The sequence below is a fragment of the Mitsuaria sp. RG genome (assembly GCF_028369275.1).
GTDB classification, from domain to species: Bacteria; Pseudomonadota; Gammaproteobacteria; order Pseudomonadales; family Pseudomonadaceae; genus Aquipseudomonas; species Aquipseudomonas peradeniyensis.
Genome location: NZ_JAQMYQ010000002.1, coordinates 135,914 through 149,482, shown reverse-complemented (window position 1 = coordinate 149,482; position 13,569 = coordinate 135,914). Strand labels below are relative to the sequence as shown.

General features: G+C 64.7%; 14 protein-coding genes and 1 tRNA gene. 7 read left to right on the top strand and 8 right to left on the bottom strand.

Annotated features, from left to right (window positions below):
- Window positions 1-52: 52 nt before the first annotated feature.
- The 7 genes from POF53_RS02080 (at window position 53) to POF53_RS02050 (ending at window position 6,981) form a co-directional block, all read left to right on the top strand.
- A complete protein-coding gene (locus POF53_RS02080) occupies window positions 53-1,042 on the top strand; it encodes a Fic family protein (protein WP_110735904.1) in 990 nt (329 codons plus the stop codon).
- Window positions 1,043-1,302: 260 nt separating this feature from the next.
- Window positions 1,303-1,992 (top strand): hydrolase, encoded by a 690-nt coding sequence (locus POF53_RS02075; protein WP_110735903.1) that lies wholly within the window; start codon window positions 1,303-1,305, stop codon window positions 1,990-1,992.
- 36 nt (window positions 1,993-2,028) lie between these two features.
- The gene (gene ycaC / locus POF53_RS02070) at window positions 2,029-2,649 is read left to right on the top strand and encodes an isochorismate family cysteine hydrolase YcaC (RefSeq protein WP_110735902.1); all 621 of its coding nucleotides are present in this window, start codon (window positions 2,029-2,031) and stop codon (window positions 2,647-2,649) included.
- Between the two features lie 60 nt (window positions 2,650-2,709).
- Window positions 2,710-4,866, top strand: a complete 2,157-nt coding sequence (locus POF53_RS02065; RefSeq protein WP_498966138.1) for an FUSC family protein — start codon at window positions 2,710-2,712, stop codon at window positions 4,864-4,866.
- The gene (locus POF53_RS02060) at window positions 4,856-5,062 is read left to right on the top strand and encodes a DUF1656 domain-containing protein (protein WP_110735900.1); all 207 of its coding nucleotides are present in this window, start codon (window positions 4,856-4,858) and stop codon (window positions 5,060-5,062) included. Before POF53_RS02065 ends, POF53_RS02060 begins: the two co-directional genes overlap by 11 nt.
- Entirely contained in the window at window positions 5,063-6,016 is a 954-nt protein-coding gene (locus POF53_RS02055; protein WP_267967134.1) for an HlyD family secretion protein, read from the top strand. It begins immediately after the preceding gene.
- 14 nt (window positions 6,017-6,030) lie between these two features.
- On the top strand, window positions 6,031-6,981 hold the full coding sequence (locus tag POF53_RS02050) for a LysR substrate-binding domain-containing protein (protein ID WP_498966136.1): 951 nt from the start codon (window positions 6,031-6,033) through the stop codon (window positions 6,979-6,981).
- Here POF53_RS02050 and POF53_RS02045 read toward each other — a convergent pair.
- The 8 genes from POF53_RS02045 to lolB form a co-directional block, all read right to left on the bottom strand.
- On the bottom strand, window positions 6,959-8,128 hold the full coding sequence (locus tag POF53_RS02045) for an MFS transporter (protein WP_203648001.1): 1,170 nt from the start codon (window positions 8,126-8,128) through the stop codon (window positions 6,959-6,961). The genes POF53_RS02050 and POF53_RS02045 overlap by 23 nt on opposite strands.
- Before the next feature lie 369 nt (window positions 8,129-8,497).
- Window positions 8,498-9,598: a redox-regulated ATPase YchF gene (gene ychF / locus POF53_RS02040; protein ID WP_203648000.1), complete on the bottom strand. Its 1,101-nt coding sequence runs from the start codon at window positions 9,596-9,598 to the stop codon at window positions 8,498-8,500.
- A 23-nt stretch (window positions 9,599-9,621) separates the two neighbouring features.
- Window positions 9,622-10,206 (bottom strand): aminoacyl-tRNA hydrolase, encoded by a 585-nt coding sequence (gene pth / locus POF53_RS02035; RefSeq protein WP_023629555.1) that lies wholly within the window; start codon window positions 10,204-10,206, stop codon window positions 9,622-9,624.
- 79 nt (window positions 10,207-10,285) lie between these two features.
- Entirely contained in the window at window positions 10,286-10,882 is a 597-nt protein-coding gene (locus POF53_RS02030) for a 50S ribosomal protein L25/general stress protein Ctc (protein WP_232854730.1), read from the bottom strand.
- Window positions 10,883-11,001: 119 nt separating this feature from the next.
- Window positions 11,002-11,931 carry a ribose-phosphate pyrophosphokinase gene (locus POF53_RS02025; protein WP_011532197.1) on the bottom strand — a complete coding sequence of 310 codons (930 nt, stop codon included), beginning with the start codon at window positions 11,929-11,931 and terminating at the stop codon, window positions 11,002-11,004.
- A gap of 57 nt (window positions 11,932-11,988) precedes the next feature.
- Window positions 11,989-12,063: transfer RNA gene (locus POF53_RS02020), tRNA-Gln, on the bottom strand.
- 20 nt (window positions 12,064-12,083) lie between these two features.
- Window positions 12,084-12,944, bottom strand: coding sequence for a 4-(cytidine 5'-diphospho)-2-C-methyl-D-erythritol kinase (gene ispE / locus POF53_RS02015; protein WP_498966132.1), 861 nt, complete (start codon window positions 12,942-12,944; stop codon window positions 12,084-12,086).
- A gap of 4 nt (window positions 12,945-12,948) precedes the next feature.
- Entirely contained in the window at window positions 12,949-13,566 is a 618-nt protein-coding gene (gene lolB / locus POF53_RS02010) for a lipoprotein insertase outer membrane protein LolB (protein WP_028691147.1), read from the bottom strand.
- Between the last annotated feature and the right edge of the window lie 3 nt (window positions 13,567-13,569).

The following is a 13,569-nucleotide window of genomic DNA, read 5'->3' as shown; positions in this document are numbered from 1 at the left end:
TCATCAAGCTTCACGATCATTCCCACGCTTTCAGACCCGATGGACATTCCCCATGAGCCAGTATCTGCCGCCACTGACCGTGACACCGCGCATGCTGGCGCTGGTTGCCGATATCAGCGAGCAGGTGGGTGCACTTACGGCTAATCGGGAAGTGGCGCTTACCCCGCAACTGCGCCGGGGCAACCGCATTCGTACCATCCAGGCCTCGCTGGCGATCGAAAACAATACACTGAGCGTCGAACAGGTCACTGCGGTTCTGGAAGGGAAGCGGGTACTCGGCCTGCCGCGTGAAATCCAGGAGGTGCGCAATGCCTTTGCCACCTATGAAGCGATGAGCGGCTGGCTGCCCGAGCGTCAGGCTGATCTGCTGGCTGCCCACAAGCTGCTGATGATGGGGTTGATCGATGACGCCGGTCAGTTTCGCCAAGGAGGTGTCGGCATCTATCGCGGCCAGCGCCTGTTGCACATGGCACCGCCTGCCAGTCGCTTGCAGCCACTGATGCATGACCTGCTGCGTTGGCTGGGCGCCAGTGACTGGCACCCGTTGATCAGCAGCTGCGTCTTTCATTACGAATTCGAGTTCATCCATCCTTTCGCCGATGGCAACGGGCGGATGGGGCGTCTGTGGCAGACGCTGATACTGAGCCACTGGCGCCCGGTACTCGCCTACCTGCCGGTGGAGTCGGTGATCTGTGCCCAGCAGGAGGCGTACTACGGTGCCTTGGCGGCTGCGGATCAGGCTGGCGAGGCCACGCCCTTTGTCGAGTTCATGCTCCAGGCACTGCGGCAGGCATTGGCCGAGGCGAGTGAGACCGACCAAGTAACCGACCAAGTAACCGACCAAGTAGCACGATTACTGGAGGTTCTGAAACCGGGTGTCGCGCTGCGCGCCAATGAACTGATGGAGCGCCTCGAGCTGTCTCATCGGCATACCTTCAGAGCGAACTACCTCAAACCGGCGCTGGCGGCCGGTCTGATCGAGATGACCGATCCGGCAGCCCCGCGCAGTCCGATGCAGCAATATCGTCGTACCTCACGATAGCGGCGCCCGCCTCACTGTTCTTCAGGTAGAACTCTGAGGGTTCACCCATGGGCCTACCGGCCCGCGTCTCTCCTCTCTACCGTTAGCCCTGTCGCCCGTCTGGCCCCAGGCCGCACGGGCATCTCCCACGGCCCGCCGACTGACGGTCGCTTCGTTCAGCCTGCGTTGCCTACTCTCATAGTCCCCACTGTGGATGTGTGGGGCGCGGCCAGACCGCAGCGGCCAGGATGGCCTGTTCTCCACACCTGAAGGAGAGAACGATGAGCAATTTCTCGCAAGCCGCCAACTTCGAAGGCCAGGTGCCACGCATCGACCCCGACAACGCCACCATGCTGCTGATCGACCACCAGAGCGGCCTGTTCCAGACGGTCAAGGACATGCCCATGACCGAGCTGCGGGCCAATGCCATCACCCTGGCCAAGGTCGCCAGCCTGGCGAAGATCCCGGTCATCACCACCGCCTCGGTACCCCAGGGCCCCAACGGCCCGTTGATCCCGGAAATCCACGAGGCCGCGCCACATGCGCAATACGTGGCCCGCAAGGGTGAGATCAACGCCTGGGACAATCCCGAGTTTGTCGCCGCGGTGAAGGCCACCGGGCGCAAGCAGCTGATCATCGCCGGTACCATCACCAGCGTTTGCATGGCCTTCCCCAGCATCAGCGCGGTGGCCGCCGGCTACCAGGTGTTCGCTGTCATCGATGCGTCAGGCACCTACTCCAAGATGGCCCAGGAAGTGACCCTGGCGCGGGTGGTCCAGGCCGGCGTGGTGCCGATGGACACCGCCGCCGTCTGCTCCGAGGTCCAACGCACCTGGAACCGTCCGGACGCCGCCCAGTGGGCCGAGGCCTACAGCGCGGTGTTCCCGCACTACCAACTGCTGATCGAGAGCTACACCAAGGCCCAGGCCGTCGTCACCGGTCATGAGCAACTAGACTCGCAACGCAACTGAACCTGGCTGTTCCCTATCCAAGCAAGGAGATCCACCATGGCATTCCAATACAAGCGTCTGGACAAGAACAACGCCGCAGTCCTGCTGGTCGATCACCAGACCGGTTTGCTGTCGCTGGTGCGCGATATCGACCCGGACCGGTTCAAGAACAACGTGCTGGCGCTGGCCGACCTGGCCAAATACTTCAAGCTGCCGACCATCCTCACCACCAGCTTCGAGACCGGTCCCAACGGCCCGCTGGTGCCCGAGCTCAAGGAGCAGTTCCCCGATGCGCCCTACATCGCCCGTCCCGGCAACATCAACGCCTGGGACAACGAGGACTTCGTCAAGGCGGTGAAGGCCACCGGCAAGAAGCAGCTGATCATCGCCGGCGTGGTCACCGAGGTGTGCGTGGCTTTCCCGGCGCTGTCGGCGCTGGAGGAGGGTTTCGATGTGTTCGTGGTGACCGACGCCTCCGGCACCTTCAACGAGCTGACCCGCGACTCGGCCTGGCGTCGCATGGAGGCCGCCGGCGCGCAGCTGATGACCTGGTTCGGCGTGGCCTGCGAGCTGCACCGTGACTGGCGCAACGACATCGAAGGCTTGGGCACGTTGTTCTCCAACCACATTCCCGACTACCGTAACCTGATGACCAGCTACAGCAAGCTGGCCAAGTGACGGTGTGTCCGGGCCCCGGTGCCGGGGCCCGGACCCGCCTTGTCGGTTACGAGGTAATGGATGGCTCCACTGATTGCCTATTTCAGGCTTGCCCTGCGCCCCGGACGCGATGTGCTGCTGTTCGCGCTGCGCACGGTGGTGGCGGGCCTGCTGTGCCTCTACCTGGCGTTCCTGTTCGACCTGGAACAACCGAAATGGGCGCTGATGACAGTGATCATCATCAGCCTGCCGCTGGCCGGCATGACCCTCAAGCGCAGCCTCGCGCAGGTGCTCGGCACCGTGGTCGGCGCGGCGGTGGCCGTGCTGCTGATGGCGTTGTTCGCGCAGATGCCGTACACCCTGCTGGTCAGCCTGGCGCTGTGGCTGGGGCTGTGCACCGCCGGTGGCACCTTGCTGCGCTATACCGATTCCCATGCCTTCGTGCTCAGCGGCTTTACCTCGGTGGTGGTGGCCATGCTGGCCGTACCCGAGCCCGAGGGCACCTTCATGCTGGCCGTTACACGGGTTACCGAGACCTTGCTGGCGGTGGCCTGCGTGGCCGTGGTCAGCCTGCTGACGGCCCGCCCGCAGGCGGTGGCCAACAGCTATTTCGCCAAAGTCGACAGCCTGCTGAAACTGATCGCCCAGCATGCCGCCGAGGTGATCCGCACCGAAGAGGACGAGGCCGCATTCGGTCAGCGTCAGGCCCGGTTGATCGCCGAGGTCAGCGCGCTGGAGGGGTTGCGTCGGCACCTGTACTTCGATGCCCCGCACCTGCGCAGCGGCGATGGCCTGGTGCAACTGTTCGCCAACCAGCTGGTGCTGCTGGTTTCGCGACTGCTGGTGCTGCGCCAGCAGCGTGAGCTGATCAAGGCGCACTGGGAGGGGCCGCTGCCCGCGGATATCCAGCTGCTGCGCGACGCCGAACTGGCGAGCCTGGATGCGCTGGCACGTGACGGTATGGCGCTCTCGGCAGCGGATCGCGAGGCCCTGCGCACCCTGCACAAGGGCTTCGATGACGCCGCCGACCGTGCGGAGTTTCTCAATGAGCCATTGCCCCCGCACCTGCGCGCCCTGGCCTGGGCCTTGCGCTGGGAGCAGGCGCGCCTGCTGCAGCAACTGGACGAGCTGATCGAGCTGAACGAGGCGATCCAGCAGGGCCGTCTGGCCAGTTGTCCCCAGCAGCAGGGGCGCGCCAGCGCCTTGCACCTGGACTGGCCGCTGGCGGCGATGAACGCCGTGCGCGCCTGCCTGGCCCTGTTGCTGATCGGCGGGTTGTGGATCGAGAGCGCCTGGGATGGCGCGCGTTCGGCGGTGATCCTGATGGGCGTGATGTGTTCGCTGATGGCGACCTTGCCCCGACCGCTGCTGGCCAGCCAGAACTACAACCGCGGGCTGTTGGTGGGCATGGGCTTGTCCGCGCTTTATCAGTTCGCCCTGCTGCCGCTGTTCACCGACTTCGAGATGCTTGCCCTGTGCCTGGCACCGTTGCTGTACCTGGCGGCGGTCGGCCTGGCCAACCCGATGACCGCGGGGATCGGCATGGGCATCGGTCTGATCAGCCTGCTGATGATCGGGCCGCAGAATGTCGGGGCCTATCACAGCAGCGATATCCAGTGGTTCGAGTTCGCCGGTGGCTACCTGGTGGCCGGGGTGCTGGCGATGGCCGTGTTCGCGCTGGTCTTTCCGTTCAATGCGCAGAAACGCATCGCCCGATTGTTTCGCCAGACCCGTGAGGATGTGCGCCGCCAGGTGCTCGGGAGCGGTTCGCTGGCCGGGCAGTTCGCCTTCGAGAGCCTGCTGCTTGATCGCCTGTCGGCGCTGATTGGTCTGTTGCCGGCCGCTGCGGACATGACCTCGCGCGAGCGTGTCGAGTGCGCGCTGGTATGCCCGGCGCTGGCCATCGCCCTGGGCCAGGCGCGTGCCTTGTGCAACAGTGACCTGGCGTTGCCGTCGGCGACCCGCACACGCTTGCGGGAAAGCCTGCAGGGCGTCGCCGACTTCGTCGGTGGCCAGGGCGCGGTGGCCCTTGATCCGCTGTTGCGGGAACTGGACGATCAGGCGCAGTTGCTCGATGCCTTGCATGGCACGCCAGGGCAGATGGGGCGTGACGCCTTGCGCCGACTGTTCATCCTGCGGGTGGCACTGGCGGTGGCCGGGCAGTTGCTGGCGCGTTATCGCCAGGTGCTGGAAGCTGAACGATCGCGGCTGTTGCCGGAGGTGGCCAATGCCCATTGATTTCGAGGTAGGCGGGGTCTACCTGCCGCCCATCGCCCAGGCGCTGCTGCTGGCGCTGCCGTTGTTTGTGCTGGTCGATGCCCTGTTGCGCCGGGTGGGCGTGCTGGCATTCGTCTGGCATCCGGCGCTGTTCCAGGGTGCCTTGTACACCGCGATTTGCGCGGCCTTGTTGTTGTGGATGGGAGTGAGCAGGTAGATGTCGTCGATCAAGCCACTGTTGTCGCGCAGCCTGACCCTGGTCATGCTGGCCGTTGCCATCGTGCTGGGCTGGTTGGCCTGGACGCACTATACCCAGGCGCCCTGGACCCGCGACGCACGAGTGCGGGCCGATGTGGTCACCCTGGCCGCGGAGGTCAGCGGCCGGATCGTCGCCCTGCCGGTGCGGGACAATCAGTTCGTGCACAAGGGCGACCTGCTGTTGCGCATCGACCCGGCGCGCTATGAACTGGCCGTGCTGCATGCCCGGCGCGCGGTCGAGGTGGCACGGGCAGCCTTGGGGCAGTCGCAGGCGAACATCGTTGCCAACCAGGCGTTGCTCAAGCAGCGGCGTAGCGAGGAACAGCGCCGCGGCAAGCTGCAGTCACTGTCGGCCATTTCCGCCGAGGAGTGGGAAAAGTCCAAGACTGATGTGGCTGTGGCCCAGGCCGACCTGCTGCGCGAGCAGTCCAGCCTCGGCCTGGCGCAAGCCAATGTGCAACTGGCCGAAGCCACGCTGGAACAGGCACAGCTCGACCTGCAGCGCACCGAGGTGCTGGCGCCGGTCAATGGTCATGTCACCAACCTGCTGACCCGTCAGGGCGACTTCGCGCAACCGGGTGCCGCGTTGCTGGCGCTGGTGGACAGCGATTCGTTCCATGTCAGTGGCTACTTCGAAGAGACCAAGCTGCCGCGCATCGCCGTCGGCAGCCGGGCGCGCATCGTGCTGATGAATGGCCAGGCGTTGCAGGGCACGGTGGAGAGCATCGCCTACGCCATCACCGACCGTGAGAACCAGCCGGGCAACCGTCTGCTGGCCAACGTCAACCCGAACTACACCTGGGTCAAGCTGGCCCAGCGCGTGCCGGTACGCCTGCGCCTGGAGCCCCAGGCTGCCGAGGCGCCTCCTTTGCGGGCCGGGACCACCGCCACTGTGACGATCCTCGAAGAATGACGGATGATGCAGCAGTGAGCCGTGGACGAGTGTTGCCGATGTTCGACCTGAACGACCTTTATCTCTATGCCAAGGTGGTGGAGCACGGCGGCTTCGCGCCCGCCGGGCGTATCCTTGGCCTGCCCAAGTCACGCCTCAGCCGGCGCGTGGCCAAGCTCGAAGAGCGTTTGGGCGTGCGCCTGATCCAGCGCTCCACGCGGCAGTTCCAGGTGACCGAGGTGGGGCTGGAGTATTACCGCCATTGCCTGGGCATGCTCGAGCAGGCCGTTGCCGCCGAGGATGCGGTCGAGCGCAACCGCGCCGAGCCTCGCGGCATCGTGCGCCTGGCCAGCAGCACCGCGCTGCTCGATTCGCGCCTGGCGCCGATGCTGGCGAGCTTCATGGCGCAATGCCCGGTGGTCGAGCTGCTGGTCAAGAGCTACAACCGGCGGGTGGATGTGATCGGCGAGGGTTTTGACCTGGTGCTGAGCGTGCAGCACCAGCCACTGGAAAGCAGCGAGCTGATCATGCGTCGCCTGGCCCCGAGCCGGCAGTGCCTGGTAGCCGCGCCGGGCCTGTTGGCCGAACACGGGCGGCCCATGTCGCCGGAAGGGCTTCAGGCCCTGCCGAGCCTGAACTGGGGCGCCAATGTGCAGGACGCCAGCTGGATGCTGGTCGGGCCCGCAGGCGCCGAGGTTGCCGTGCGCCATCGCCCCCGTGTGGTGTCGGACGACCTCGCGGTGCTGCGCGAGGCCGCCCTGGCCAGCGTGGGCGTGGTGCTGCTGCCCGAGGAGGCAGTGCGCGACGATCTGGCTAGCGGGCGGCTGGCGCATGTCCTCGACGACTGGGCGCCCCGGGAAGGGGAGGTGGTGGCGCTGTTCCCTTCCCGTCGCGGGTTGATGCCCGCGGTGCGCAAGCTGATCGACTACCTGGCCGATGCCTTCGAGCAGGAGCAGCAGGCCGCTACGCCGGTTCGCGCTCGCTGAAGCCAGGCACGGCAGGTGGACGCGCCGACCAGAACGCCAGGCCCGCCGCCAACGCGGTCAGCGCGGCGCCGGCCCAGGGGGTGGCCGCCAGCGTCGCCCCGGTTATCACCGCGCCGCCGATGGCCGAGCCGAGCCCGACGCCCAGGTGCATGGCCGACATGTTCAGGCTCATGCCGGCCGGGAAGGTGTCCGCGCCACGGGTCGCCAGGTAGCTCTGCACCACCGGCGAGGTGGTCCAGCTCAGCCCGCCCCAGAGCATCATCGCCGGCAGGAACAGCCAGGGCGTGCCGACGCTCAGGGGCAATACCAGCAGGCTGGCGAGATAGAGCAGTGGCGCCAGGGCGATGGAGCGACCTGCACCGAGCCGGTCGGCCATCCAGCCGCCGACATAGCCGCCCGAGACGCCGGCGATACCGAAGACGGCGAACAGGGCCGCCAGCCATTGCACGGGGATGTCGGCGACTTGGCGGGCGTAAGGCGCCAGGTAGGCGAACACCGTGAAGTGCCCGGCGATCATCAACAGCGACACGCCCTGGGCGGCCACCAGGCGGCTGTCACGCAGATGCCGCAGGTAGCTGCCCAGGGCGATGCGTTCGCTGCTCTGTAGTTGCGGCAATCCGCGCCAGGCCATCAGCAGCACTGCGATCGCCAGCAGGCTCAGGCCGGTGAACACCCCGCGCCAGCCCAGCACGTCGCATAGCAGCATTCCGGCGGGCACGCCCAGCACGAGTGAACTGCAGATACCCATGAATATCACGCCGATGGCTCGGCCACGCAGGGCCTCGGGTACCAGGCGCGTGGCCATCAGGGTGCAGGTCAGGCAGGTGAGGGCGCTGGTCGTGGCCATGCCGATGCGGGCGAGCAGCAGCGCGGTGTAGCCGGGCGCCAGGGCCGCGGCGAGGTTGCACATGGCGAACAGGGCCAGGGTGATGCAGAGCAGTCGCCGCAACGGGAAACGGGTGGTCAGCAGGGGAGAGAAGGGTGCGGCGAGGGCGAAGCTCAGGGAGAAGACCGTGGTCAGTTGTCCGGCGATCCCGAGCGGGACTTGCAGGCCATCGGCCAGGGCCGGCAGGATGCCGACCGTGATGTTTTCCGCCATGCCCGTGGCGAATGTCGCCAGGGCCAGCAGCCAGATACGCGGGCTCATGTGTTGCCTCCGATAAACGGGCCGGCCAAGGTCCGGACCCATTTGTCCCGACGGTTGACCGGCAGTGGTCAGGTCCATCGGGTTTCGAGGCAGTGCTTCGGTTATCCCGGTTCAAGCAGGAGGGATTGTAGACGGTTGTGCGCAGGCGATGAAGCCTTGGATTCTTTCAGGCTGAACAGGACTCTATGGGCTGGGAGGTCGCGCAGGGCATCATCACCTGCGGGCTTGCCCCGCGATGTGGGGCTCTGGCATCGGCTTTGCCGGCGATCGCGGGGCAAGCAGGTTCCCACGCAGTGCGGGCGCGGGTTGTAGTGCTTTTCTGCGGGCGAAAAAAAACCCGCCGAAGCGGGTTTTTTCAGGAGCGGTGCATCAGACGTTGAAGCGGAAGTGCATCACGTCACCGTCCTTGACGATGTAGTCTTTGCCTTCAAGGCGCCATTTGCCGGCTTCCTTGGCGCCGCCCTCACCCTTGAACTGGATGAAGTCGTCGTAGGCCACCACTTCGGCGCGGATGAAGCCTTTCTCGAAGTCGGTGTGGATCACGCCGGCCGCTTGCGGTGCGGTGGCGCCCACGCGCACGGTCCAGGCACGCACTTCCTGCACGCCGGCGGTGAAGTAGGTCTGCAGGTTGAGCAGCTCGTAACCGGCACGGATCACGCGGTTCAGGCCAGGCTCTTCCAGGCCCAGGGCCTCGAGGAACATGTCCTTCTCCTCGCCGTCGTCCAGCTCGGCGATCTCGGCTTCGATCTTGTTGCACACCGGTACCACCACCGCGCCTTCTTCCTCGGCGATGGCCTTGACCACGTCCAGGTGCGGGTTGTTGTCGAAGCCGTCTTCGGCGACGTTGGCGATGTACATCACCGGCTTGCTGGTCAGCAGGTGGAAGCCGCGAATCACGGCCTTCTCGTCGTCAGCCATGTTTTTCATCAGGCTGCGCGCCGGCTTGCCTTCGGTGAAGTGCGGGATCAGCTTTTCCAGGATGGCCTTCTGTGCCAGGGCGTCCTTGTCACCGCCCTTGGCGTTGCGGGCGACCTTCTGCAGTTGCTTCTCACAGCTGTCGAGGTCGGCGAAGATCAGTTCGAGGTCGATGATCTCGATGTCGCGCTTGGGGTCGACGCTGTTGGAAACGTGGATCACGTTCTCGTCTTCGAAGCAGCGCACCACGTGGGCGATGGCGTCGGTCTCGCGGATGTTGGCGAGGAACTTGTTGCCCAGGCCTTCACCCTTGGAAGCACCGGCGACCAGGCCGGCGATGTCGACGAATTCCATGGTGGTCGGCAGGATGCGGTTCGGCTTGACGATCTCGGCCAGTGCCGCCAGGCGCGCATCGGGCATCGGCACGATGCCGCTGTTCGGCTCGATGGTGCAGAAGGGGAAGTTCTCCGCCGCGATGCCGGACTTGGTCAGGGCGTTGAACAGGGTGGACTTGCCGACGTTGGGCAGGCCGACGATGCCGCAATTGAAACCCATGGGTATTCCCCTTTCGTAAAGTGTCAGGCCTTCTGGCTGTGCAGTTCGCGCATGGCCTTGGCGAAGTCGCCGGCCAGCACGTCGGGCATCACGCCGAGGGCAAAATCGATGCTGGCGTCGAGCTTCTCCTGCTCGGCGCGTGGCGCCCGGCCCAGGACGAAGTTGGAGACCAGTTTGGCGTCGCCCGGGTGGCCGATGCCGAGCCGCAGGCGGTGGAAGTCGTTCTGGTTGCCGAGCTGCGCGATGATGTCGCGCAGGCCGTTGTGCCCACCGTGGCCGCCGCCTCTCTTGAGCTTGGCGACGCCGGGAGGCAGGTCGAGTTCGTCGTGGGCCACCAGGATCGCTTCCGGCTTGATGCGGAAGAAATTGGCCAGAGCCGCCACGGACTGGCCGCTACGGTTCATGTAGGTGGTGGGGATCAACAGGCGAACATCGTTGCCCTGATGGCTGAATTTAGCCGTCAGGCCGAAATACTTTTTGTCAGCGGACAGCGAAACGCGCTGGGCGCTGGCGAGGCGTTCAACGAAAAGAGCCCCTGCGTTATGCCGGGTCTGTTCGTATTCGGGGCCGGGGTTACCCAGGCCGACGATCAACTGGATGGCGGTCACGTCAGGGGCTCTTCCTTGGAGTTGGTGGGTTACAGTGCGCGCGGCACTGTAACCCGATCAACGCCGGCGTGCGAGTGGATTACTCGGCAGCGCCTTCAGCAGCTTCAGCGGCAACGCGCGGGGCGTGGACGTTGGCAACAGCTTTGTCATCACCGTGGGCCAGAGCGACGAACTCTACGCCTTTCGGAGCTTTCAGGTCCGACAGGTGGATGATGGTGCCGACTTCGGCCTTGGACAGGTCGACTTCGATGAACTCAGGCAGGTCCTTGGCTTCGCAGGACACTTCGATCTCGGAAACGACGTGCGAGATCTCGCCGCCTTTCTTGATCGGGGCTTCTTCGCCGACGAAGTGAACTGGAACCTTGGCGGTCAGCTTCTGGCCAGCAACGACGCGAACGAAGTCGGCGTGCATGATGAAGCCTTTGGCCGGGTGACGCTGCATGGCCTTGACCACGACGTTCTGCTTGGCGCCGTCGACGTTCAGTTCGATCACGTGGCTGAAGGCAGCTTCGTTTTCGAACAGCTTGGCGATTTCCTTGGCCACGATGGTCAGGGATTGGGCTTCTTTATCGCCACCGTAGACAACGGCAGGGATGTTCAGCGAGTGACGCAGGCGGCGGCTCGCACCTTTCCCCAGGTCAGTACGCGCTTGGGCGTTCAGAATGAAATCAGTCATTTTGTTTCTCCAAAATAGCCCCCCGAGGGCGTTTGCGACCAGCGCCAGACGGGGATGGCAAAAAAGCCCCGCCCCAACACATGCTGGGGCGGGGCGCTTCATATCAACACATGTTCCGCTTAGCGGAACATCGCGCTGATCGATTCTTCGTTGCTGATGCGGCGTACCGCTTCAGCGACAACCGGTGCGATATCCAGCTGGCGGATACGGTCACAGGCCTGAGCAGCGGCGGACAGCGGAACGGTGTTGGTCACCACCAACTCGTCCAGTACCGACTTCTCGATGTTCTCGATCGCACGGCCCGACAACACAGGGTGCGTGCAATAGGCGTAGACCTTGGCGGCACCGTGTTCTTTCAGGGCCTTGGCCGCGTGGCACAGGGTGCCGGCGGTGTCGACCATGTCGTCTACCAGGATGCAGGTGCGTCCTTCGACGTCGCCGATGATGTGCATAACCTCGGAGTGGTTAGCCTTTTCGCGGCGCTTGTCGATGATCCCGAGATCGACGCCCAGGGACTTGGCAACGGCGCGAGCACGCACCACACCACCGATGTCCGGGGAAACGATCATCAGGTTCTCGAAACGCTGGTCTTCGATGTCGTCGACCAGTACGGGCGAGCCGTAGATGTTGTCGACGGGGATATCGAAGAAACCCTGGATCTGGTCAGCGTGCAGGTCGACGGTGAGTACACGGTCGATACCCACGACAGTGAGCATGTCAGCGACGACTTTGGCGCTGATGGCTACACGTGCCGAACGCGGACGGCGGTCCTGGCGGGCGTATCCGAAGTAGGGAATCACGGCGGTGATTCGCGACGCTGAGGAGCGGCGGAAGGCATCTGCCATCACGACCAGTTCCATCAGATTGTCGTTGGTTGGAGCACAGGTGGGCTGAATGATGAAGACGTCCTTACCGCGGACATTTTCATTGATTTCAGCACTGATTTCGCCGTCGGAGAATTTACCGACAGAAACATCACCCAGTGGAATATGCAGCTGACGTACGACACGCCGAGCCAGATCGGGGTTGGCATTCCCCGTGAAGACCATCATCTTGGACACGCGCAGTACCTGAAGGCTGAGGGTAACCTGGATGAGTATAAGAAATGGCAGGGGCGGCTGGATTCGAACCAACGCATGGCAGGATCAAAACCTGCTGCCTTACCGCTTGGCGACGCCCCTGTATCTGTTGCTGCGAATTCTTATGAACTCGACTTCTTGATCAGAACTTGCAGCTTGCGATGCAACATCGAAACATTGCTTCCTTTCGCCACAAACCCTGTTTGGGTCTCTGAAAGAAGGGCCAGAACTCTATCAGCTTCGGCTTTGCTTGGGAAGGCCCCAAACACACAACTTCCAGTTCCGGTCATTCGGGCTTCGGTGAATTTACCCAGTGAAATCAGCGCATTGCGAACTTCAGGATACCGTTGCTCTACTACCGGTTGGCAGTCATTTCGACTGTTTCCCTCGGGAACGTGGCGCATCTTAAGGGGGAGGGAATCACGTGTCAACTCCGGATGCGAAAAAATTTCCGCTGTGCTGACAGACACTTGCGGCACCAGCACGACATACCAGGGTTCCTCGGGGTCGACCGGGGTCAGCTGCTCGCCGACACCCTGGGCGAAGGCCGCGTGGCCGCGGACGAACACCGGCACATCGGCGCCGAGCGACAGGCCCAGGCTTGCCAGGCGGTCTTGGTCCCAGTCCAGCTGCCACAGGTGAGCGAGCGCCAGCAGGGTGGTGGCCGCGTCCGAGCTGCCGCCGCCGATGCCGCCGCCCATGGGCAGCACCTTGTGCAGCCAGATGTCGGCGCCGAGCGGGGTGGCGGATTGTGCCTGCAGCAGGCGCGCGGCGCGGACGATCAGGTTGCTGTCGTGGGGCACGCCTTCAATTTCGGTCTGCAGGCGGATCTGGCCGTCCTCGCGCAGGGCGAAGCTCAGTTCGTCGCCGTGCTCGAGGAACTGGAACACGGTTTCCAGCTCGTGGTAGCCGTCGGCGCGGCGGCCGGTGATGTGCAGCCAGAGGTTGAGCTTGGCCGGGGCGGGCAGGGTCAGCTTGTGCATTGTCTCAGTGCCCCAGCTGGCGTGGCTGCCAGTCCTTGACCACCAGGGTCACGTCGATGTTCTCGCCGTGCAGCTTGAGGCGCTCGGGCAGCCAGTAGCCGTTCTGCTCCACGTAGCTCAGGTACTCGACCTGCCAGCCATCCTGGTGAAGGCTGGCCAGGCGGCTGTCGCCGTCGAGGGTCAGCTGGCTCTTGCTGTCCGGGGCGGGCAGGCCGCGCACCCACCAGACCAGGTGCGACACCGGCAGGCGCCAGCCCAGTTGTTCTTCCAGCAGTGCCTCGGGGTTGGCGGCCTCGTAGCGGCCCTGGTTGGCCACTTCCAGCACCACGCCGCCGGGGCGTCCGGTCAGGCGCGCCGCGCCACGACCCAGGGGGCCGGCCAGGCGGATGTCGTAGTAGTCCTGGCGTTGCAGCCAGAACAGGGTGCCGCTGCCGGAGTCGCGCGGGGCGCGGATGCCGACCTTGCCGTTGATCTGCCAGCCGTCGAGGCTGCCCAGCTGCTGTTTGTGCTCGCGCCACAGCTGCGGGTTGCCTTGGCCTTGTACGGCTTCCTTGCTGCCGAAGCCGGCGCAGCCGGCGAGCAGGGCGATGAGGGTGAAGGTGATGCAATGACGCAGGAACATGGT

Coding starts and splice junctions, on each gene's coding strand:
- POF53_RS02075 (WP_110735903.1), top strand. CDS start 1,303: ATGAGCAATTTCTCGCAAGCCGCCAACTTCGAAGGCCAGGTGCCACGC.
- POF53_RS02060 (WP_110735900.1), top strand. CDS start 4,856: ATGCCCATTGATTTCGAGGTAGGCGGGGTCTACCTGCCGCCCATCGCC.
- POF53_RS02055 (WP_267967134.1), top strand. CDS start 5,063: ATGTCGTCGATCAAGCCACTGTTGTCGCGCAGCCTGACCCTGGTCATG.
- POF53_RS02065 (WP_498966138.1), top strand. CDS start 2,710: ATGGCTCCACTGATTGCCTATTTCAGGCTTGCCCTGCGCCCCGGACGC.
- POF53_RS02025 (WP_011532197.1), bottom strand. CDS start 11,931: ATGGTCTTCACGGGGAATGCCAACCCCGATCTGGCTCGGCGTGTCGTA.
- ycaC (WP_110735902.1), top strand. CDS start 2,029: ATGGCATTCCAATACAAGCGTCTGGACAAGAACAACGCCGCAGTCCTG.
- POF53_RS02030 (WP_232854730.1), bottom strand. CDS start 10,882: ATGACTGATTTCATTCTGAACGCCCAAGCGCGTACTGACCTGGGGAAA.
- POF53_RS02080 (WP_110735904.1), top strand. CDS start 53: ATGAGCCAGTATCTGCCGCCACTGACCGTGACACCGCGCATGCTGGCG.
- lolB (WP_028691147.1), bottom strand. CDS start 13,566: ATGTTCCTGCGTCATTGCATCACCTTCACCCTCATCGCCCTGCTCGCC.
- POF53_RS02045 (WP_203648001.1), bottom strand. CDS start 8,128: ATGAGCCCGCGTATCTGGCTGCTGGCCCTGGCGACATTCGCCACGGGC.
- ychF (WP_203648000.1), bottom strand. CDS start 9,598: ATGGGTTTCAATTGCGGCATCGTCGGCCTGCCCAACGTCGGCAAGTCC.
- ispE (WP_498966132.1), bottom strand. CDS start 12,944: ATGCACAAGCTGACCCTGCCCGCCCCGGCCAAGCTCAACCTCTGGCTG.